The 20290-nt window shown below is 69.6% G+C and carries 21 protein-coding genes; 11 read left to right on the top strand and 10 right to left on the bottom strand.

Features of this window, described 5'->3' with window-relative positions; all coding sequences use genetic code 11:
* Positions 1-11 precede the first annotated feature (11 nt).
* Entirely contained in the window at positions 12-341 is a 330-nt protein-coding gene (locus LX88_RS14825) for an ArsR/SmtB family transcription factor (protein ID WP_258948352.1), read from the bottom strand.
* 117 nt (positions 342-458) lie between these two features.
* Between LX88_RS14825 and LX88_RS14820 the strand changes: the two genes are divergently transcribed.
* Positions 459-860 (top strand): arsenate-mycothiol transferase ArsC, encoded by a 402-nt coding sequence (locus LX88_RS14820; RefSeq protein WP_258948351.1) that lies wholly within the window; start codon positions 459-461, stop codon positions 858-860.
* On the opposite strand, the gene LX88_RS14815 is transcribed toward LX88_RS14820, so the two are convergent.
* Positions 857-2044, bottom strand: coding sequence for an MFS transporter (locus LX88_RS14815; protein ID WP_258948350.1), 1188 nt, complete (start codon positions 2042-2044; stop codon positions 857-859). The genes LX88_RS14820 and LX88_RS14815 overlap by 4 nt on opposite strands.
* Positions 2034-3365, bottom strand: a complete 1332-nt coding sequence (locus LX88_RS14810) for an FAD-dependent oxidoreductase (RefSeq protein WP_258948349.1) — start codon at positions 3363-3365, stop codon at positions 2034-2036. Before LX88_RS14810 ends, LX88_RS14815 begins: the two co-directional genes overlap by 11 nt.
* Before the next feature lie 99 nt (positions 3366-3464).
* Between LX88_RS14810 and LX88_RS14805 the strand changes: the two genes are divergently transcribed.
* Both LX88_RS14805 and LX88_RS14800 read left to right on the top strand, forming a co-directional pair.
* Positions 3465-4301, top strand: coding sequence for a helix-turn-helix domain-containing GNAT family N-acetyltransferase (locus LX88_RS14805; RefSeq protein WP_258948348.1), 837 nt, complete (start codon positions 3465-3467; stop codon positions 4299-4301).
* A 57-nt stretch (positions 4302-4358) separates the two neighbouring features.
* Positions 4359-5390, top strand: coding sequence for a flavin-containing monooxygenase (locus LX88_RS14800; RefSeq protein ID WP_258948347.1), 1032 nt, complete (start codon positions 4359-4361; stop codon positions 5388-5390).
* Positions 5391-5405: 15 nt separating this feature from the next.
* Here the strand turns inward: LX88_RS14800 and LX88_RS14795 are convergent, their stop codons facing one another.
* Genes LX88_RS14795 through LX88_RS14785 form a run of 3 tightly spaced genes read right to left on the bottom strand, consistent with a single transcriptional unit; the run spans position 5406 to position 8475 of the window.
* Positions 5406-6035, bottom strand: a complete 630-nt coding sequence (locus LX88_RS14795; protein WP_258948346.1) for a response regulator — start codon at positions 6033-6035, stop codon at positions 5406-5408.
* Positions 6032-7321, bottom strand: coding sequence for a sensor histidine kinase (locus tag LX88_RS14790; RefSeq protein ID WP_307790319.1), 1290 nt, complete (start codon positions 7319-7321; stop codon positions 6032-6034). Before LX88_RS14790 ends, LX88_RS14795 begins: the two co-directional genes overlap by 4 nt.
* A 20-nt stretch (positions 7322-7341) precedes the next feature.
* The gene (locus LX88_RS14785) at positions 7342-8475 is read right to left on the bottom strand and encodes an acyltransferase family protein (protein ID WP_258948345.1); all 1134 of its coding nucleotides are present in this window, start codon (positions 8473-8475) and stop codon (positions 7342-7344) included.
* A gap of 130 nt (positions 8476-8605) precedes the next feature.
* Between LX88_RS14785 and LX88_RS14780 the strand changes: the two genes are divergently transcribed.
* Positions 8606-8995: a MerR family transcriptional regulator gene (locus LX88_RS14780; protein WP_308203445.1), complete on the top strand. Its 390-nt coding sequence runs from the start codon at positions 8606-8608 to the stop codon at positions 8993-8995.
* A gap of 6 nt (positions 8996-9001) precedes the next feature.
* On the opposite strand, the gene LX88_RS14775 is transcribed toward LX88_RS14780, so the two are convergent.
* Both LX88_RS14775 and LX88_RS14770 read right to left on the bottom strand, forming a co-directional pair.
* A complete protein-coding gene (locus LX88_RS14775) occupies positions 9002-9919 on the bottom strand; it encodes an NADP-dependent oxidoreductase (protein WP_258948344.1) in 918 nt (305 codons plus the stop codon).
* Positions 9920-10007: 88 nt separating this feature from the next.
* Positions 10008-10445 (bottom strand): Lrp/AsnC family transcriptional regulator, encoded by a 438-nt coding sequence (locus tag LX88_RS14770; protein ID WP_090070429.1) that lies wholly within the window; start codon positions 10443-10445, stop codon positions 10008-10010.
* Between the two features lie 161 nt (positions 10446-10606).
* Here LX88_RS14770 and LX88_RS14765 point away from each other — a divergent pair, with 161 nt between their 5' ends.
* The 3 genes from LX88_RS14765 to LX88_RS14755 are packed head-to-tail and all read left to right on the top strand — an operon-like array spanning position 10607 to position 13913.
* Complete coding sequence (locus LX88_RS14765) at positions 10607-11683, top strand: thiamine pyrophosphate-dependent dehydrogenase E1 component subunit alpha (RefSeq protein ID WP_258948343.1); 1077 nt, start codon at positions 10607-10609, stop codon at positions 11681-11683.
* Positions 11683-12672: an alpha-ketoacid dehydrogenase subunit beta gene (locus LX88_RS14760; protein ID WP_258948342.1), complete on the top strand. Its 990-nt coding sequence runs from the start codon at positions 11683-11685 to the stop codon at positions 12670-12672. Before LX88_RS14765 ends, LX88_RS14760 begins: the two co-directional genes overlap by 1 nt.
* Positions 12669-13913 carry a dihydrolipoamide acetyltransferase family protein gene (locus LX88_RS14755; RefSeq protein ID WP_258948341.1) on the top strand — a complete coding sequence of 415 codons (1245 nt, stop codon included), beginning with the start codon at positions 12669-12671 and terminating at the stop codon, positions 13911-13913. Before LX88_RS14760 ends, LX88_RS14755 begins: the two co-directional genes overlap by 4 nt.
* Before the next feature lie 125 nt (positions 13914-14038).
* Here LX88_RS14755 and LX88_RS14750 read toward each other — a convergent pair whose 3' ends face one another.
* Positions 14039-14599: a nucleotidyl cyclase domain-containing protein gene (locus tag LX88_RS14750; RefSeq protein ID WP_258948340.1), complete on the bottom strand. Its 561-nt coding sequence runs from the start codon at positions 14597-14599 to the stop codon at positions 14039-14041.
* Positions 14600-14879: 280 nt separating this feature from the next.
* On the opposite strand from LX88_RS14750, the gene LX88_RS14745 reads away from it, so the two are divergent.
* Positions 14880-15956 (top strand): helix-turn-helix domain-containing protein, encoded by a 1077-nt coding sequence (locus LX88_RS14745; RefSeq protein WP_258948339.1) that lies wholly within the window; start codon positions 14880-14882, stop codon positions 15954-15956.
* On the top strand, positions 15953-17086 hold the full coding sequence (locus LX88_RS14740) for a hypothetical protein (protein ID WP_258948338.1): 1134 nt from the start codon (positions 15953-15955) through the stop codon (positions 17084-17086). The genes LX88_RS14745 and LX88_RS14740 overlap by 4 nt, the downstream gene beginning before the upstream one ends.
* Here LX88_RS14740 and LX88_RS14735 read toward each other — a convergent pair.
* Complete coding sequence (locus LX88_RS14735; protein ID WP_258948337.1) at positions 17075-17560, bottom strand: GNAT family N-acetyltransferase; 486 nt, start codon at positions 17558-17560, stop codon at positions 17075-17077. The two genes, LX88_RS14740 and LX88_RS14735, sit on opposite strands and share 12 nt — an antisense overlap.
* 113 nt (positions 17561-17673) lie before the next feature.
* Here LX88_RS14735 and LX88_RS14730 point away from each other — a divergent pair, with 113 nt between their 5' ends.
* Positions 17674-18786 carry a TIR domain-containing protein gene (locus LX88_RS14730; protein ID WP_258948336.1) on the top strand — a complete coding sequence of 371 codons (1113 nt, stop codon included), beginning with the start codon at positions 17674-17676 and terminating at the stop codon, positions 18784-18786.
* 23 nt (positions 18787-18809) lie between these two features.
* On the top strand, positions 18810-20282 hold the full coding sequence (locus LX88_RS14725) for a 5'-methylthioadenosine/S-adenosylhomocysteine nucleosidase (protein WP_308203444.1): 1473 nt from the start codon (positions 18810-18812) through the stop codon (positions 20280-20282).
* The last annotated feature ends 8 nt before the right edge of the window (positions 20283-20290 follow it).

The raw sequence follows: 20290 nt of genomic DNA, 5'->3' as shown, positions 1-20290 counted from the left end.
ATGTGGTCGGGTCAGTCGCAGCAAGCGCTGGTGTCGCGCAACGGACCTCCGGGCGCGAGCGCGGCGGCGAGGGTGTCGATCGCGGAGTTGTCGACGCGGTACCAGCTCCAGGTACCGCGGCGTTCGCGACTGAGCACACCGGCGTTGACGAGGATCTTGAGGTGATGGCTGAGCGAGGACTGCGGCATGTCGAACTGGTCGGCCAGATCGCAGAAGCACGCTTCCTGGCCCTCGGTCCGGCGCACCAGGCCGACGAGCTCGACGCGGATCGGGTCGCCGAGCGCCTTGAACAGGCGGGCGGCGGTCGCCGAGTCGAGCAGCGTCTGGTCCGGACTCGTCATGACGACGACCATAGCGGCTTGGATTGACAAAAGTCGATACACGGAGTGTGATCTGCATCGACGAACTTCGGTCCAACGACGGACAGCAGGCCGACCACCGCGACGAGGAGAACCACCGTGCCCAAGACCCCCGAGGTGCTGTTCGTCTGCGTGCACAACGCGGGCCGCTCCCAGATGGCCGCGGCACTGCTGCAGCACTACGGCATGGGCCGGATCAGCGTGCGCTCGGCCGGTTCCGAACCCGCGGAGAAGGTCAACCCCGCGGCCGCCGCGGCCCTGGCGGAGTGGGGACTCGACATCACCGCCGAGGTGCCCTCGAAGCTCACGACCGAGGACGTCGAGGCGTCCGACGTGGTGATCACGATGGGCTGCGGCGACACCTGCCCGGTGTTCCCCGGCAAGCGCTACCTCGACTGGCAGCTCGAAGACCCGGCCGGACAGGGCGTCGACGCGGTCCGTCCGATCCGCGACGACATCGACCGCCGGGTGCGCGGACTGGTGGCCGAACTGCTCGGCTAACGCGGCACGCCGGCGGTCGACAACGCGGCCGCCAGCACCCCGATCACGCCCAGCACCACGAACACCGCCGGGTAGCCTCCCAGCCACGCCGCCATCGCGCTGCCCGCCCACGGTGCGATGGCCGCGGTGAGCATGACCGGTGCGGTGAGCAGTCCGTTGAGCTGTCCGTAGTGGACTGCTCCCCAGCGGTCCGTGATCGCGGTCGCCTGCACGAGCGTGAAGATCCCGCGCGTGACACCGGCGAGCACCGATCCCGCGATCAGCAACAGCGCCGGACCGGGCACCACGCCGAGCAAAGCGGTCACCGCCGCGCTCACCAGGAGGATCAGCACCGTGCGGGTGCGCACCGAGGTCCTCGCGGCCAGCCTGGCGTAGCCCAGCCGGCCGAGCACCTGGCCCACGCCGCCCAGGCCGAGCGCGACCGCGGCGGCCGAGGTGGTCATGCCGCGCTCGGTCAGCAGCGGGACGAGGTTGATCACGACCGCATACACGCTGAACGCGGCCAGGCTCATCGCGACCACGAGCACCAGGAACGGCCTGCTGCGCGCCACCGCCGACGGGGCGTGGGCGGTCTCGTGCTCGACCGCCGGCCACGGCAGCCGCAGGCCCCACAAGTGCAGCGGGATCGTCGTGACGGCGAGGAATCCGGCGAGAACCAGGTAGGTGCCGCGCCAGTCGAGGCGCTCGTTCAGCACGGCGGTCAGTGGCGCGAACACGGTGCTGGCCAGCCCGGCGACCAGCGTCAGGGCGGTCAGCGCGGACACCCTGCGCGCCCCGTACCAGCGGGTCAGCGCGGCGAACGCGGGCGCGTAGAAGATCCCGGCCATGGCGACACCGGCCAGCAGCCACGCCGCCGTGAACCACACCAACGAGTCCGCGGTCGCCAGCGCGACCAGCGCGAGCACGGCGATGATCGAACCGGCGGTCATGATGGCGCGCGGACCGTGCCGGTCGAGCAGCCTTCCGACCGGGATTCCCACCAGGCCCGCGACGATCTGGCTCGCGGAGAACCCGGCCGTGATCGCCGCGAGCGACCATCCCGTGCCGGCGCTGATCGTCGGCAGCAGCACCGGGAAGGCGTAGTAGAGCACGCCCCAGCTGATGATCTCGGTGGTGCACAGGACGATCAGCACGCGGCGCAGCCCGGCGTCGATGCCGGGCCGCGCCGTCGTGTCAGCGTGCACTGGGCGCGAGACCGATCGTCACATCGACCGTCTCCGGCGCGCTGCAGCAGCCGCCGCTGTTCTTCTGCTCGGCGGGAGCGTCGAACACGCCGGCACCACCGCAGACCCCGGTCTCGGGCAGCACCAGCTCGACGCGCCCGGCCGCCTCGTGGTCACCGGCGATCGCGGCCACGACGGACCGCGCCTGCTCGTAGCCCGTCAGCGACAGGAACGTCGGCGCACGGCCGTAGCTCTTCATGCCGACCAGGTAAACACCCGGCTCGGGGTGCCGCAGCTCGTTTTCACCATGTGGGTAGACGGTGCCGCACGAGTGGACGTTCGGGTCGATCAGCGGCGCGAGCTTCGACGGCGCCTGCAACACCGGGTCCAGGTCGAGCCGGACCTCCGACAACCACGACAGGTCAGGCCGGAAACCCGTCAGCACCACGACTTCGTCGATCCCCTCGACGCGGTGGCCGTCGAACGACTCCAGGGTGAGCCTGCCGTCGTCGCCCCGTTCCACCGCGGCCGTGCGGAACCCGGTGACGGTGTCGACGTGCCCGGCTTCGGCCGCCTTCCTCGCCCGCAGACCGAGAGCACCACGTGCGGGCAGCTGGTCGGACTCGCCGCCACCGAAGACGTTGCCCACGGCACCGCGGCGCAGCAGCCACACGATCTTCGTAACGGGCTCCCGCTCCGCCAGTTCGGCCAGTGCGATCAACGCGGTGAGGGCTGAGTGACCACTGCCCGCGACCGCGATCCGCTTGCCCGCGTAGCGCGTGCGCTCGGCGGCGAGGTCGGGCACGCGGTAGTTGATCTGCGCCGCCGCGGCCTTCTCCCCCGCCGCGGGCAGGCCGTCACCGCCCAGCGGGTTCGGCGAACCGAAGGTGCCGGAGGCGTCGATCACCGCACGGGCCGCGATCCGCTCCTCGCCCTGAGCGGTCTGGACGTGCACGGTCAGCGGCTCGTCCTCGCGGCCCGCGTCCACGACGCGGTCGCGCCCTCGCCGGGCGACCCCGACGACCTTCGCGCCGAACCGCACCCCGTCACCGAGAACCTCGGCCAGCGGCGTGAGGTACAGGTCGGCCCACTCCGCGCCGGTCGGGTAGACGTCGCCGTCCGGCCGCACCCACCCGGCCGGGACGAGCAGCCGCTCGGCGGCCGGGTCGACGAGCTCGCTCCACCGCGAGAACAGCCGCACGTAGTTCCACTGCGCCACAGCCGCACCCGCACGGTCACCCGCCTCCAGCACGAGCACCCGCTCACCCCGTTCGACCAGGTGTGCCGCCGCGGACAACCCCGCAGGCCCGGCACCCACCACGACGACTGGCAACTCACTCACGGCGCACCCCTTGTATCGACAGATTTCGAATCAACACCGCGGACTGTATCGACCGGGATCGATTGACGCAACCATCGATCTGTGTCGATACTTCGCCCCATGACGACGACAGCGGCCATGCCGTCCGTGCTGCCTGCCGAGGACGCCGCGACCTACGCGGACTGGTTCGCGTGCCTCGCCGAGCCGACCCGCGTGCGGCTGCTGCACGCCGTGGCGACCTCGGGCCGGGCGATGACCGTCGGTGAGCTGACGGAGCTGGCCGGCATCAGCCAGTCCACCTGCTCGCACCACGTGCGCAAGCTGGCCGAGGTCGGCTTCCTGCGGATGCACAAGGAAGGCACCGCCACCCACGTCAGCGTGAACCCGTCGTGCTGCACCGGCCTGCCGCACGCGGCCGACATCGTCATGGGCGTGCTCGCGCCCCGTCCGTGCTGCCCGGCGAACCTGCCGCTCGACGTGACCGTCCGTGCGATGCGCGACGACGACTGGGCCGCTGTGCGCCGCATCTACGCCGAGGGTATCGCCACCGGTGACGCGACGTTCGAAACCGAAGTGCCCCAACGCAGAGCCCTCGACGCCAAGTGGCTGCGCGAGCACCGCTGGATCGCCGAGGCCGACGGCGCGGTGGCGGGCTGGGCGGCCGCCACACCAGTGTCCACACGGGACTGCTACGCGGGCGTGGCCGAACATTCCGTCTACGTCGCAGCCGACTTCCGCAGCCGGGGCGTCGGCAAGACCTTGCTGCACGAGCTGGTCACCGCCGCCGACGCGGCAGGCCTGTGGACGTTGCAGACCTCGATCTTCCCCGAGAACCGCGCGAGCCTCGCCCTGCACCACGCGGCGGGCTTCCGCACCCTCGGCGTCCGCGAACGCATCGCGCAACACCACGGCGTGTGGCGCGACACCGTCTTCCTCGAACGCCGAGCCGCCAGCTAGCCCCTGACCATCCACAACCGTCGCCGGACACACGGCGACGGCTACTTCGAGGTGCCCATGAACAGCCACGACGCCATCGTCATCGGCGCCGGCCAGTCCGGTCTCGCCGCTGCCCACGCCCTTGTCGCACAAGGCCTGCGACCACTCGTGCTCGAAGCCGGCGACGAACCCGTCGGCTCCTGGCCGCACTACTACGACAGCCTGACCTTGTTCTCACCAGCCAGATACAGCGCCTTACCAGGCCTCAAGTTCCCAGGCGACCCCGAGCGCTATCCGCGCCGCGACGAAGTCGCGGCCTACCTCCGCGCCTACGCCGCACACCTCGACACCGACATCCGCACCGGCCACCGCGTCGCCGAGGTGGTGCGCGACAACGACTTCCGAGTAACCACGACGAACGGCAGCAGCTTCACCGCGCCGGTCGTGATCGCCGCCACCGGCGGCTTCGGCAACCCGCACCGGCCCGTCTTGCCCGGCCTCGACGACTTCCCCGGCACCGTCCTGCACGCCGCGCGGTACCGCTCCCCCGCACCGTTCCACGGCCAGCGCGTCGTCGTGGTCGGCGCCGGCAACTCCGCGGTCCAGATCGCGGCAGAGCTCGCCGAGCAGGCCCACGTCACCCTCGCGACCCGCAAGCCGGTGAAGTTCTCCGCCCAACGCCCGTTCGGCCGGGACCTGCACTTCTGGCTCGACCGCACGCGAGTCGACCATCTCCCGATCGGCCCGTGGCTGCCCGGCGGCTTCACCACCCCGGTGCTCGACACCGGCCGCTACCGCGCCGCCCTCGACCAGCACCGCCCGGACCGCCGGCCGATGTTCACCGCCCTGGAAGGATCGAAGGTCATCTGGCCGGACGAGCGGCGCGACCACGTCGACGCGATCGTCCTGGCCACCGGGTACCGCCCCGACCTGCCGTACCTCCGCGGACTCGGCACCGAGCACCACCGCGGCGTGTCCCGCCGGCACCCCGGTCTTGGCTTCGTCGGACTGGAATGGCAGCGCAGTCTCTCGTCGGCAACGCTGCGAGGCGTCGGCCGCGACGCCGCCCACGTGGTGCGCCGCCTGCTCAAACGCACGGAGAACAGCTGACGCCCGTAGCCGCCGTCAGTCCCGGGGCGTCAGGTAGCCGCGGGAGAACGCGGCGGCCACGGCGGCGGCCCGGTCGTTGACGCCGAGCTTCGCGTACACGTGCAGCAGGTGCGTTTTGACCGTCGTTTCGCTGATGTAGAGCCGTTTCGCCGCCTCGCGGTTCGTGGAGCCCTGGGCGATCAGCTCCAGCACCTCCCGTTCACGCGCTGACAGCGGCGCCGGGGCCGGTTTGCGCACCTGTCCCACGAGCCGGGTCGCGACGGCCGGGGAGAGCACCGCCTCCCCGCGTGCCGCGGCCTCCACCGCGCGGACGAGCTCCTCCCTCGGCGTCTCCTTGAGCAGGTAGCCGGTGGCGCCCGCCTGGATCGCCGGCAGCACGTGGCTGTCCGTGTCGTACGTGGTGAGCACCAGCACCCGTGACGGCACCCCGCGCTTCGCCAGCTCCCTGATGGCGGCGACACCGTCGGTCCCGGGCATCCGCAGGTCCATGAGGATCACGTCGGGACGGAGGCGCTCCGCGACCGCGACCGCTTCGGCACCGTCACCGGCCTCGCCGACCACCTCGAAGCGCGGATCGGCACCGAACATGCCCCGCAGGCCGTCCCGCACCACCGGGTGGTCGTCGACGATCAGCAGCGAGATCAACTCGTGCTCCCGGCGGGGATCGCCGGGACCGTCACCGTGATCGCGGTGCCCCCACCGGGCTCGGACTCGACGTCCAGCCGCCCCGCGAGGCGCTGCACCCGCTGCCGCATGCCGGCGAGCCCGAAGCCCCCGTCCAGGGAGCCGCCGGCGCGCTTGGTCCCGGGCAGGAACCCCACTCCGTCGTCCAGCACGTCGAGCGTCACCAGGTCCTCCATGTACGACAGGGTCAGGGCGACCCGACCGGCTCGTGCGTGCTTCGCGACGTTGGCGAGAGCCTCCTGCGCGGTGCGCAGCAGCGCCACCTCGACGTCAGTGTGCATCGGGCGGGCATCACCGGTCGTGGTCAGCACCGCCTCGACGCGGTGCACCTCCGACCAGCGCTTGGCCACGTCGCCGATCGCGTCCGGGAGAAGGGATTGCGCCAGTGCGGACGGTGCCACCGCGTGCATCGTCCGGCGGGCCTCGGTGAGGCTTTCGCGGGCCAGGTCCATCGCGTTCGCCATGTGCCGGCGTGACACCGCCGGTTCGCCCGGCGCCTGCTCGGCGGCCTGGAGCTGGGTGAGGATGCCGGCCAGGCCCTGGGCGAGGGTGTCGTGGATCTCCCGCGCCATCCGCTGCCGCTCGTCGAGCACGCCGGCCTCGCGGGCCCGCACCAGCAGTTCGGCGTGCAGGCGCACGTTCTCCGCCAGTGCGGTCTCCAGTTCGGCGTTGGCCTTGCGCAACTCGCCCAGCGCCCGCTTCTGCCCTTGGTTGCGCCGGTCGGACATCACGTCGGCGTAGAAGCCCGCCGTGGCCATCACCGTGGTGAGCACGCTGACGGCGGGCCACTTCCACCACTCGTCGGCGGTGATGTTGTCCGACCCGCCTATGTAGGAGACCGACGAGACCGCGGACGTGACGGCCACGCCGGCGTAGCGCCACCGGCCTTTCAGGTACTGGAAGGCGTGCACGTAGCCGATGAAGGCGAAGAATCCGAACCAGGGCGTGAGCAGCACCAGGCAGGCGGTCAACGCCACGAGCCCCGTGTAGTACAGGGCCATCAGCCGGCCGTTGCCGTGCGACTCCGGGTGGAACGTGTGGAACCACAGGACCCACGCGGTGAGCAGGGCCGCGAGCCCGAGCGCCTCCGGAAGGTGCACCGGCGCGTCCCAGAGCGACTGCAGCAGGGTGAGCACGACGCTGACCGCCAGCAACGGGTACGGGAGCACCTTCAGGACCGCGGTCTCCCTGCGCTGCCAGCGGTCGAACTCCTCGCGCAACTCGGCCTCGACACCCACGACCTGCATGATCGCACGCCCGCGCCCGGTTACACCGTTGCCCGTACGGCGGGCACGCGGCGCAGTGCGCCCGAGATCGCCCAGCTCCCGGCCGCGGCGATGACCAGGGTCAGCAGGAACTTCGGCACGGGTGCCGCGTCGAGTCGCAGCAGCAACGCCTCAGCTCCGACGATGACCGGCGCGTGCACGAGGTAGACGGCGAAGGCGTTGTCGGATAGGTAGCGGCTGAACCGCGACGTGCCGGCGACGAAGCGTTCGAAGACGCGGAGAAGGACCAGGACGACGCCGACCGCGAACAGCGACTCCGCCAGGGCCAGGGCCAGGTGGGCGAGGTCGTGACCGGCAAGTGCACCGGACGCCCCGAAACCCCGGTAGCCGCCCAGGGCCAGCGGCACGAGCGACACCACTACCAGGAGCACGCCGAACCAGCCCGATCTCCGCGGCAGCGTCGCGAGCCAGCGGTGGCGGTACGCCGCGACACCGGCGGCGAAGAGCAGCACGTACTGCGGCATGTAGGCGGGGCTGGGCAGTCCGAGCAACGGCTCTGTGGTGCCGTGGGGAACGAAGATCCGCCAGGCGTAGGTGAGCACGCTGAGGACGAGCGCGAAGGCGAGCACATCCCGCCGCCGCAACGGTCGTGGCCGCACCGGTTCCGCAGTCGGGCGCAGGTGCCGCAGCAGTGCGTACACGAGCGAGAAGATCAGCAGCACTTCGAGGAACCAGGCGGGCCCGACCTGCCAGGTGGTGAAGTAGTAGGCCGCGAAGGACGGCCGCGTCTCGGCCGGGAGGGTGACGTAGTCCGGCAGGACGAAGAACGGGCGCAGCAGCACGATGAACCCGAGGAACGGGATCCCGAGCCGCTTCAGGCGCTCGACCGCGAACTCGCGCGGCCCTCTTCGATCCACCGCGCCGGGCGCGAAGTACCCGGACAGCAAGAAGAAGAACCCCATGAAGAACGTCTGGTTGACCAAGAGCAACAGGTCCAGCGGCTCCGCCCCAGCTGACGGAACGGTGTCCTGCCACTTCGGCCAGGCGTCGAGATTGCTGTAGGGAACCGCGGAGTGGTGCACGACCACCAGAAAAGTCAGGAAGACGCGGAGGTTGTCGATGTAGGAGATGCGCGCCGGGCGCAAGGTGCTGATGACGTCAGGTTGTGCTCTCACAGCGAAAGCCTGCTGCCCGCGGGAGCGCGCCGGATCGACCACGCGGGCGGCAATCACCGCGGACGCGGTAGACCCCATCCATCCTCCGATCGGAGGACCCCTCCGCCGGCTTGCGGTTAGTCTGGGCGGGGTGACCACGACGTTTCTCGCCACCGCGATGAAGATCGGCGAACTGGCCCGGCGGACGGGAGTCAGCCCCCGATCCCTGCGCTACTACGAGCAGCAGGGCCTGCTGCACAGCACGCGGTCCTCCGGCGGGCAACGGCACTACGCCGCCACGGAGGTCGGGCGGGTCGAGATGATCCGCCGGTTGTTCGACGCGGGCCTGCACAGCAAGGTGATCGCCCGGTTGCTGCCGTGCGTGTACACCGACGACAAGGCCGTCGCCGAGGACGCCTTCACCACGATGCTGGGAGAACGCGACCGGCTGACCGCCGACATCACGCGGCTCGTCGAGGCCAGGGCCTCCCTCGACGAGCTGATCGAGATCAACACCCGGTATCGGACGGGTGCCGCGTGAACGCGGTCAGAGGCTGAGGTCGAGGACGACCTTGCCCGAGGCGTGCTGGGACTCGACGAGTGCCAGCGCCTCCTGCGCCTGGGCGAGCGAGTAGGTCCGCGTGATGTGCGGGTCGAGCCGCCCGGTGACCATGAGATCGGCGACGCGTTCGAGGCCTCGCCGGTCCACGCGGCGGTGGACCGATACGCCGCCGAGCTCGGTCACCGACGGGTCGCCGACCGAGATGAGCCGCGCTCCCAGCGGGGCGACCTCGCGCAGGGACTCGCCGCCGACGTTGTCGACCACGGCGTCGAAGCCGTTCGGGGCGTGCGCGCGGAGCCGGCCGGCGACGTCGCCCTCGGTGTAGTCGACGAAGGTCGCGGCGGTGGCCGTGACGAGGTCCCGCTTCGCCGTGCCGGCCGTGCCCGTCACGACCAGGTTCCGGTCGCGGGCGAGCTGGGCGAGCGCGATGCCGACGCCGCCGCCGATCCCGTTCACCAGCAGCGACGCCCCGGCGGGCAGGTCGAGCTGGTCGAGGACGTCCAGCGCGGTGGTGCCGGCGACGGGGATGGTCGCCGCCCAGGTGTCCGGCAGCGCGTCGGGGATGCGGGCGGTGGACTCGCCGAGCAGCAGAGTCGTCTCCGCGTACGTGCCCGCACCGGTCAGCGCGAACCCGGTGACCCGGTCGCCGACGGCCAGGCCGGTCACGCCGGCACCGACCTCCAGCACCGTGCCGGCCGCCTCCATTCCCAGGACCTGGGGAAAGGGCAGGTGGCCGTTGAGGGCTGCGGCGTGCCCGGACCGCAGCTTGTGGTCGAGCGGGTTGACTCCCGCGGCCGTGACGCGGACGAGGACCTCGGCGGGACCCGGCGAGGGAGTCGGCCGCTCGAAGAACCCCTGCACTTCGGTACCACCGAAAGCCTTGTACCCCAACGCCTTGCTCATGACGAACAGCTCCTTCACCGTGTGTTGCGAACGGTTCGACGCTATTCGTTGACACCGGCGTCAGCTTCCACCCGATGTGACGGGCGCCTCAGTTGTCGGCGTCCTCGAAGATCAGGAACGTCTTGGTCGACAGGACGCCCGGAATCGTCTGCAGCTGCTCGAGCACGACGCGCCGCAACGCGTTGTTCCCCTCCGCCCTGACGAGCAGCATCACGTCGAACTCGCCGCCCATGAGTGCCATGTGCCGCACCTCGGGGATCGCGCGGAGCTGCGTCTGCAGGTCGCGCCAGTTGTTCTGGCGCACCGTCATCGCCACGTAGGCCGACGTGGTGAGCCCGACCTTGACCGGGTCGACGCGCGCGGTGAAGCCGGTGATCACCCCGTCGGCCACCAGGCGTTCGAAACGGGCGTAGGCGTTCGCGCGCGAGATCGTCACGCGCTCGGCCAGGGCTCGTCCGGACAACCGGCCGTCCGCCTCCAGTTCACGCAGGATCCGGCGGTCGATCTCGTCCAGCTCCGCGTCCACGTGTCTCGCTTCCCAGGTCGAATGCGCGCGATGGCGAGCCAACTGGACCTGCTGAATCGGAGCAGTTGACCATTCGTCTCGCACTCGCGCGCGGATGTGGCCGAACGGCCACAACTCTAGGCAACATTCCGACCAACTGAAACTGCTCGCAGGAGGTGCGGATGAGTGCTGGTCAGCTCAAGGCGGCCATCACCCCGGCCCGGTGGCTGGACGAGTCCGGGCGGCTGGTCCGGGGCACGTCGGCGCCCGACGCCGAGGCGCTGCTGGTCGGGTACCGCAGGCTCGTTTTCGCGCGCAGGCTGAACGAACAGTGCGGGGCGCTGGTCCGTCAGGGACGGCTGGCCGTGTACCCGTCCTCACGCGGTCAGGAGGCCTGCCAGGTCGCGTGCGCGTCGGTGCTCGCGGACGGCGACTGGTTGTTCCCGACCTACCGCGACACCGCCGCGATCGCCGCCCGCGGGGTCGATCCGGTCGAGGTGCTCACCCTGCTGCGCGGGGACTGGCACTGCGGCTACGACCCGGTGCGGCACAAGGTCGCCCCGCAGGCGACGCCGCTGGCGACCCAGCTGCCGCACGCGGTCGGCGTCGGTCACGCGGCGCGTCTCAAGGGCGAGGACACGGTGGTGATGGCGCTGTGCGGAGACGGCGCGACCAGCGAGGGCGACTTCCACGAGGCCTGCAACTTCGCCGCCGTCTTCCGCTCCCCGGTGGTGTTCTTCGTGCAGAACAACAAGTACGCGATCTCGGTGCCGCTCGCCCGCCAGTCCGTCGCGCCGTCGCTCGCGGTCAAGGCGATCGGGTACGGCATGCCCGGCGTGCGCGTCGACGGCAACGACCTGCCGGCCCTCGAGAAGGTGCTCGGCGAGGCCGTCGCGCGGGCACGTGCGGGTGAGGGGCCGACGCTGGTCGAGGCCGACACCTATCGCATCGAGTCCCACACCAACGCCGACGACGCCAGCCGCTACCGCACCGACGACGAGGTCGCGGACTGGCTCCCGCGTGACCCGCTCCTGCGGGTGCGGACCTACCTGACCGCCGTCGGCGCGCTCGACGACGAACGGGAGCGGGAGATCACCGCCGCCGCTGAGGCGATGGCGGCAGCGGTCCGGACCGGCGTCGGCGCCGAGTCGACCGCCGACCCCGAGGAACTGTTCGCCCACCTCTACGCCACCCCCACGCCGCAGCTCGCCGGACAGCGCGCGGCTCTGCGGGCCGAGCTCGACTTCGAGGAGGCATGATGACGACCCCGAAGATGACCATGGCGCAGGCGATCAACACCGCGCTGCGGGACGCCATCGCCGAGGACGACTCCGTCGTGGTGTTCGGCGAGGACGTGGCCCAGCTGGGCGGGGTGTTCCGGGTGACCGACGGACTGCACCGCGACTTCGGTGAGAACCGGGTGTTCGACACCCCGCTGGCCGAGTCGGGAATCGTCGGCATGGCGGTGGGAATGGCCATGAACGGCATGCGCCCGGTCGTCGAGATGCAGTTCGACGCCTTCGCGTACCCGGCCTTCGAGCAGATCGTCAGCCACGTCGCGAAGATGGGCAACCGCACGCGCGGCAAGGTGCGGCTGCCCATCGTCATCCGCATCCCCTACGCCGGCGGGATCGGCGGTGTGGAGCACCACTGCGACTCGTCCGAGGCCTACTACGCGCACACGCCCGGCCTGACCGTCGTCGCGCCGGCCACCAACGCCGACGCCTACGGCCTGCTGCGCGCGGCGATCGCCAGCCCCGACCCGGTGATCTTCCTCGAACCCAAGAAGCACTACTTCTCGAAGGAGGAGGTCGACGTGTCGGCCGCCGTCCCGCCGATCGGGCGCGCGGTGGTCCGCCGTCCCGGCAAGGACGCCACGCTGATCGCCTACGGCCCCTCGGTGCCGGTGGCGCTGGCCGCCGCCGCGCAGGCCGCGACGGAGGGCCGGGACCTGGGCGTGGTCGACCTGCGGTCCATCGTCCCGTTCGACGACGAGACCGTGTGCGCCGAGGTCCGCCGGACCGGCCGGGCCGTGGTGGTCGCCGAGGCACCCGGTTTCGCCTCGGTGGCCTCCGAGATCGCGGCACGGGTGGGAGAACAGTGCTTCCACCACCTGGAGGCGCCGGTCCGCCGGGTCACCGGGTTCGACGTCCCCTATCCCCCGCCGAAGCTGGAGCACCACTTCCTGCCCGGTGTGGACCGCGTCCTGGACGCCGTCGACACGCTGCAGTGGGAGGACGCCGCATGAGCTCCCAGGTGTTCGCCCTGCCCGACCTCGGCGAGGGACTGACCGAGGCGGTGCTGGTCCGATGGCTGGTCAAGACCGGTGACGCGGTCGCCGTGGACGAGCCCGTCGCCGAGGTGGAGACGGCCAAGGCGATGGTCGAGGTGCCCTCACCGTTCGGCGGTGTGGTGGCGCGGCTGCACGGAAAGGAAGGCGCCACCCTCCAGGTGGGCTCCCCGCTGATCTCGGTCGACGCCGCACGGCTGGAGACCTACGCCGAGGAGGAGCGCGCCGGTTCCGGCAACGTCCTGATCGGCTACGGAACCTCCGAGGCGACCACGTCCCGCCGCCGGCGGAAAGCGGTTCCCCGCTCCGCCGTGACGCCGCCGGCGCGCAACGGGGAACGCCCCGCCGTGCAGTCGCCGATCGTGCGCCGCCTCGCCCGCGACAACGGCGTCGACCTCCAGGCTTTGACGGGCACCGGCCCGGACGGCCTGATCACGCGCCGCGACGTCGAGGCCGCCTTCGCCGCACCGGTGGCCGTCGCGAGCGACGTGGACCAGCGCACGGGCTTGCAGATCCGCACGCGCGTGCCGTTGACGGGCATGCGCAAGGCGGTCGCCACGACCTTGACCCGCAGCCGCACCGAGATCCCGGAAGCGACGACCTGGGTGGACGTCGACGCGACCGCACTGCTGGAACTCCGCGCCGAACTGAAGGAATCCGGCACGGCACCGGGAATCCTGGCCATGGTCGCCCGCTTCGTCGTGGCGGGGCTCGCCCGCTTCCCGGAGCTGAACTCGCGGGTCGACACCGAGCGGGGCGAGATCACACACCTCGACGGCGTCAACCTCGGCCTAGCGGCACAGACCGACCGCGGTCTCGTGGTCCCGGCGATCAAGGACGCGCACCGCCTGAGCATGCGCGGCCTCGGCACCGAGATCCGCAGGCTCACCACCGCCGCACGCGAGGGCACCGCCACCGCGGCCGAACTGAGCTCGGGTTCGTTCACGCTGAACAACTACGGCGTGCTCGGAGTCGACGGCAGTGCCGCGATCATCAACCACCCGGAGGTCGCGATCCTCGGCATGGGCCGGATCCTGCCCCGGCCCTGGGTGGTCGGCGATGACATCGTGGCGCGGCACATCGTGCAGCTGTCGCTCGTGTTCGACCACCGCGTGTGCGACGGCGGCACCGCGGGCGGCTTCCTGCGGTTCGTCGCCGACTGCGTCGAAGCTCCGGTGTCGGCGATGGCGGACCTGTAGTGGCGGAAGGCGGGGACGGTGATCGCCGTTCCCGCCCCCAGCATGGGGTTCGCCGGACTACCGCAGCATCGATGACGGCTGTCGTGGCCGGTGACTTTCGCCGCGATCGCGAGCAGGCCACAGGCCTACGCAGGCTCGCCGGGAACGTGCACCCAGCCCCGGCACTCGAGTCCGGCCACCCTGAGTGTGATCAGCGGAGCGAATGCACCCGCGTCGATGCCGTCATAGTCGTGCCTGATCACCGAGCGATGGATTTGTTCGGACACTACGAGAACAAGTGGTGAGGAAGTCTGCTGAGAGCGGATCCTGAAGGCAGGGGCGGCGAGCAGCCTGTTGGCGATCTCGATCTCTTCGCCGAACCATCCCGTGTCGTCGCACGCCACGTCTCCGGCGTGGATGGCGATCCCGAGCCGCAGCGGGTGGCGCTGGCCCGCGTTGTGCTCGTCGAGCAACTTCCTGAGCCTCGGCGCGAATCTGGTCAGCAGCCAGGTTTTCGGGAAGCGGTCGGCGGGATGGATGAGGACCATCGGCCCATCGACGCGATCGACGTAGCGGTCACGGAGATCCGTGGAGCTCCCGCTGTCCACCAACGCCTGTTCGACGAGGGCGTACGTGTCCCAGCGCCACTGGGCCTTCACTGAATCGCTGCAGGCCGCGGTGCCCTGGATGGCCGCCGCGACGATCACTCGCGGTATCGGGTGGATCGACTGGACCGACGACAGGGTACTCATGCTCCCCGCCTCCTGACTTCGTCAGCTGGGAGGGCACTTCAGAAAACTTCAGTTTGATCTAGCTATTAGGTCTATACTTCAGGGTAAGGCTCGCGTGAAGTCCTAGCAAGAGGCGAGACGTGTCGTCCCAGCTGACCGAGAGCGACTGAAGTCGGCTGTAATGCGGGGGTGGTGTGCCGCGATGAATCAGCGTTGCAGTACCTTGCACTGAAATTCAGCTGAAGGACGTGATGACGTGACCTCCGCTGAGGATCCGGCTGTGGAACTGGCACGGCGGCTGCGGTCACTGCGCAAGCAGGCCTGGCCCGGTAAGCGCATCACGCAGGAGTGGCTGGCCCAGGCGTTCGAGGTCAGCGTTCCGTTGATCTCCTCGTGGGAGCGACCGCGAGACCCGGCGCTGCCTCCCCAGCACCGCCTGGACGCCTACGCGACCTTCTTCGCGACCGTCCGCTCCGCCGAGCGGCAACCGTTCCGGCTGATCGACGAGCTGATGGAGGACGAGGAAGCACGCAGGGTCTCGTTGCTGGCCGAGCTCACCGAACTGCGCAACCGGGCGGCGGAAGCGACTCCGGCCGGGAGCACCGCACCGGCCACCGACAACCTCTGGCGATTTCCCGACGACGAGAACATCACGATCGTCTGTTCCGAACTGCCGCCGCGACTGTTCGCCGCGCTTCCCTTCACCGATCCCGAAGATCCCGACTACGTGGAGTCGTACCAGTACTCGGACCTCGACTCCCTGCTGGAGTTGCACGGGCACGTCCGCGCACTCAATCCCGGCAACAACGTGCAGATTCGCGGCGGATCGTTGTCGCTCCTGCCGGACGAGTACACGAGCCACCTGGTGTTGCTGGGCGGTGTCGACTGGAACCAGGTCACGGCCGAGGTGCTGCACCGCATCGACCTGCCGATCCGGCAGCAGGCCCGGCCTGAGGACTCCGACACGGGCGGGTTCGAGGTCGTGGGGAACGGTGTGCGCGAGACGTTCCGGCCGGTGCTGCGCGAGGTGGGAGGCCGACGGGTTCTCGAGGAGGACGTCGCACACTTCTACCGTTCGCCCAACCCGTTCAACAGGAAGCGCACCGTCACCATCTGCAACGGCCAGTTCTCCCGCGGAACCCTGGGCGTGGTGCGCGCCCTCACGGACGCCCGGTTCCGCGATCGCAACAACGCTCACGTGCTCAGCCGCTTCGCCGGCCACGACACGTTCAGCATCATCAGCCGCGTGCTGGTGCTGCAGGGATCTGTGGTGACGCCGGATTGGACCATCCCCGAAATCCTCCTGCACGAATGGCCAGTGACCACTACGTGACCAGAACCGCCCGAATCCGTTCCCGGCATCACCACGGCTCACACCGCGGTCTGCTGCACACCGCGCCGATGAACTCGCCCGAGGCCGACGTGGACGCGATCATCGTGCCGACCGCCCGCACCCCGCAGGCGTTGGAGCACGCCATCGCCCTCGCGGCAGAACTCAAGTGCACCGTCGTCGCGTTGTGCAGCAAGGATTCGTCAGCCGACGCGGTGGCCGAGCTCGCGGTCGGGGCCGATGCCGAACTGCTCGCCATCGACACGGGCAGGCTCACCGAAGGCCTGCTGCCGCGGTTCCAGACATGCGATCTGCTGGCGGCGACGGAGTTCAGCCGGCACACCGACACCAGCCACAAACGCAATCTCGGTCTGGAGATCGCACGGCTGACAGGCTGGGAGAAGATCGTCTTCCTCGACGACGACATCGAGATCCCAGACCCGTCAGACCTCCGCAGGGCGTCGGCGCTCACCGGCCGGTTCGCAGGGGTCGGCCTGAACATCCACGGATATCCCGACAACTCCGTCGTCTGTCACGCCTACCGCGAAGCCGGCGGAGAGCAGACCATGTTCATCGGTGGCGGCGCGCTCGTCGTCGACACCAGCACGCCCCCCTCGTTCTTCCCCAACATCTACAACGAGGACTGGTTCTTCCTGCTCAACGGCGATCAGCTCCGTCCGACGACTGTCACGGGTATCGCGCGCCAGAAGCCCTACGACCCGTTCGCCCGCGAGGAGCGCGCCCAGACGGAGGAACTCGGCGACCTCCTCGCCGAGGGCCTGCTCTGGTTGCTCGACGAAGGAAGATCACTGCACGAGGCCGACGCCGCCTACTGGAGGCAGGCTCTGGCCAGGCGCCAGAACTTCATCATCGACACCATGACCCTGGTCCGCCGCATGGATGGATCAGTCGAGTCGCGGGACCGGATGCTGAGCTCGCTGCAGGTTGCGCACAGACGCTCCCTGCACATCGAGCCTGAGTTGTGCGAGGCATATGTGCGGGCCTGGCGGGAAGATCGCTGGACCTGGCGGCAACACCTCACGGAAGCCCAGCAGAACCATCGCTCTGGTGACGTCCTCAAGGTGATGGCCGAACTGGGCCTGGAGTTGCACAGCAGGTACCTACCCCGTTAGGTCCTTGACCAGCACGGTGCAGATCTCCGCGGCCCGATGCCCGTTGCCGTCACTGGACGCGTAACACTTCACGTGCCCATGCGGCCACTCCTGGAAGCCGAGCCGGGTGTAGAGCCTCTCCACGTCCACGTTCCCGACCACCACCGCCAGTGCCACGTCCCGGTATCCCCTGCCTGCCAGCAAACGCTCCGCAGCGCGGATCAGCCTGGTCCCGACTCCCTTCCGCCGCAGGTCGGAGTGGACCTCCAAATGGGTGAGCAACGGCGTGCCCGGCAGGTGCGCCTGGATCTCCGGCTCCTCGGCTTCTTCCAGCCACAGGTAGACGTCACCGACCACCACATCGCCCTGCCACGCGGTGAGCAGCACTCCACGGCGTCTCCGCTGCCGGTCGAGGCGATCGGCGAAATACCGTCGCTGGCCCAGTCTCGCGGCCAGCGACGGGAGGTCCTCGGGACGTGCCCGTCTGATGCTCAAGCCTCGCATGACACCTCGCAACCAACTGTACAGAGGCGTGTCAGTTGATCTGCCGAAGCACGCGTTCAGTCCACAATGGACACCAGCGTGCGGAATCACCGTACGCTGAACACATGGCCGCCGTGTTCGTCAACTACCGCGTCCAGGACCAGCCCGGGTACGCCACGCTGGTCCACCAGGCGCTCGCCCGGCACTTCGGCTCTGATCAGGTGTTCCTCGCCTCTCGTTCCATCCGGCTCGGCGACGACTTCGTCGACCAGGTCTTCGACACCCTCCGCCGTTGCCAGGTGCTGATCGCCGTCATCGGATCCGGATGGCGGAACCTCCTCGGTGACCCCCGGCAGGACTGGGTCCAGAGGGAGATCAGCGATGCGTTCTCGCGGGGAATGAGGGTGATCCCTGTTCTGATCGAGGACGCGGAGCTACCGGACGAGGCCGATCTCCCCGACGGCATCGCCGCATTGGCACGCTGCCAGCACCTCCGGCTCAGGCACTACACCATCGAGAACGACCTGGCTCATCTCGTGCAAGAACTGCGCGGTCTCCTGCCTCTTCTGGCGGACGAGACACGAGCCTCGGGCGCGAGTTTCTCCTACCGTCTCGATGAGAGCTCACCGTGTGAACTCACGATCGTGCCCGGCGACATCCTCCGTTGCACCACCGCCGACGTCTGGGCCAACAGTGAGAACACCGAGATGCGCATGGCCCGCCCGACCGACTTCAGCGTGTCGGGCGTCATCCGGTTCTGGGGATCCCGGCGCGACGAGGCCGGCCGGGTCGTCGACGACCTGATCTCCTCCGAGTTGGACGAACTGGTGAAACACCGGCCGGTCGCACCCGGCACCGCGATCGCCACCGGAGCCGGCGAACTGACGCGCAGCCACAACGTTCAGCACGTGATCCACGTTGCCGCCGTGCACGGCGAACCTGGCGCGGGCTACCGCCAGGTGGGTGACGTAGGCGGCTGTGTGCGCAATGTTCTCGCGGTGGCCGAAGAACTGGAGCACCTGCCGTTGCGCAGCGTCTTGTTCCCCATGCTGGGAACGGGTGCCGCCCGCGCCGATGTCGCGGCCACCGCCGAGTCGATGGTGTCCGCGGCAATGGACCATCTCGTCGATCACCCGGACACCCGGCTGCGGCGCATCCAGTTCCTCGGCTACACCCGCCGCGAGCACGACGCTCTCACGAGGACTTTCCGACTGCACTCGCTGACCGGACTTCCTTGACAAAAACCTGACACACAAGAGAAGTGCAGCGCACAGCGGGTAGCTTCCCGACAGGAGTGAACGGTCTAGGCAGGATCAGGGTGACGACTGAACCGACAGACACCGTTGTAGTGCTGACGGCTCTGGAAACCGAATACATCGCTGTGCGGGACCTGCTCGAGTCCCCCACAACGCATCGCCACGCCGCTGGCACCCATTTCGCGGTGGGCACGATCAGGGGACGGGCGGGCCGGGTCGTCCTGGGTCTGGTCGGCGCCGGCAACCAGTCCGCGGCGGTGCTGACCGAGCGCGCGATCGCGGAATTCCAGCCACGCGCGGTGTTCTTCGCGGGAATCGCCGGTGCGCTGCACAACGACCTTGCTCTCGGCACCGTGGTCGTCGGCACCAAGGTGTACGGCTACCACGGCGGCTTCGAGGAGAGCGCGGGCTTCGGCGCCCGGCCTCAGGCCTGGGACGCGGATCACGAGTTGGAGCAGATCGCGCGCGTCGTCAGCCGCGACGACGCCTGGCACGGCGGACGACTCGACGCACCAGCCGTGCTCTTCCGACCGATAGCGGCCGGCGAAGTGGTGCTCGATTCCCGTGAGACACCGCTGGCTCACCAACTGCGGCGGCATTACGCGGACGCGGCCGCCATCGAACTGGAGAGTGCCGGCACCGCGAGAGCCGCGCATTTGAACCGCGCCCCGTTCCTGACCATCCGCAGCATCAGCGACAAGGCGGACGGGCACAAACACGAAACCGACGGCAAGGGTTGGCAGTCGATCGCCGCGAAGAACGCCGCCGCCTTCACCATCGCCGTCGCGGCCCATCTGCTGCCGCTGAAACCGAACCCGTTGTCTTCACGAGTCATCGCAGGGAATGGGTTGCGCGGGCCGGTGAACCTCGATTGGCGCACGGACCTCACCGGTGCCAGGTCGGCTGTCGAACGCTGCGCCGTGGAGACGCTCATGGTCCCGGCAGATGAGTCCGGACGCCTGCAACCACACCGGCTGGAGCACATCAGAGACTCGCTTCCCGCTCACGGCAGAGCAGGCGGCCTCTTCAAGGCCACCGATCAGCTCACCACCGCCGTCACGAACGAGGTCGCTTGGGTGCGGTCGGCACCGAGCCCGTCCGGCCACAGCGGGCTGGCCGTGCACCACACCGGCCAGCGCACGACCTGGTCGCCTCTGCCCAGCGACCATCTCGGCTCGGTGCTCGACCGCGACGACCTGGCCGAGCAGATCGAACGGTCGCTGCGGTTGCTGGCAGAGATTCCCGATCTCCCAGCACCCGCCTCCGTGGCCCTGGCCGCCGGATTGGAGCCGGTGGCCGGACTCACCGAGGACAGCGCACGTGCACCAAGACGGCAGACGAGCAGCTCACGCGTGGCACCGCACGTCAGGGTTCATCCCGTGAACGTGTTGCCGTTCACCACATTGCTGGCTCACCTGGCCGAGGCCGCGGACGAGCTCTCGACCAGGTTGCACCTGGCGTTCCAGCAGACCCGCTGACAGCCGTG

Source organism: Lentzea californiensis, assembly GCF_024648825.1.
In the GTDB taxonomy this organism is placed as follows: domain Bacteria; phylum Actinomycetota; class Actinomycetes; order Mycobacteriales; family Pseudonocardiaceae; genus Lentzea; species Lentzea californiensis.
The sequence above is the reverse complement of the archived record's forward strand: the minus strand, read 5'-3'. Positions and strand labels throughout refer to the sequence as shown.

Bases quoted from the DNA above. Each gene is read 5' to 3' on its own strand.
- LX88_RS14760 (WP_258948342.1), top strand. From the start codon at position 11,683: ATGACGACCCCGAAGATGACCATGGCGCAGGCGATCAACACCGCGCTG.
- LX88_RS14825 (WP_258948352.1), bottom strand. From the start codon at position 341: ATGACGAGTCCGGACCAGACGCTGCTCGACTCGGCGACCGCCGCCCGC.
- LX88_RS14730 (WP_258948336.1), top strand. From the start codon at position 17,674: ATGGCCGCCGTGTTCGTCAACTACCGCGTCCAGGACCAGCCCGGGTAC.
- LX88_RS14755 (WP_258948341.1), top strand. From the start codon at position 12,669: ATGAGCTCCCAGGTGTTCGCCCTGCCCGACCTCGGCGAGGGACTGACC.
- LX88_RS14805 (WP_258948348.1), top strand. From the start codon at position 3,465: ATGACGACGACAGCGGCCATGCCGTCCGTGCTGCCTGCCGAGGACGCC.
- LX88_RS14790 (WP_307790319.1), bottom strand. From the start codon at position 7,321: ATGCAGGTCGTGGGTGTCGAGGCCGAGTTGCGCGAGGAGTTCGACCGC.
- LX88_RS14800 (WP_258948347.1), top strand. From the start codon at position 4,359: ATGAACAGCCACGACGCCATCGTCATCGGCGCCGGCCAGTCCGGTCTC.
- LX88_RS14775 (WP_258948344.1), bottom strand. From the start codon at position 9,919: ATGAGCAAGGCGTTGGGGTACAAGGCTTTCGGTGGTACCGAAGTGCAG.
- LX88_RS14765 (WP_258948343.1), top strand. From the start codon at position 10,607: ATGAGTGCTGGTCAGCTCAAGGCGGCCATCACCCCGGCCCGGTGGCTG.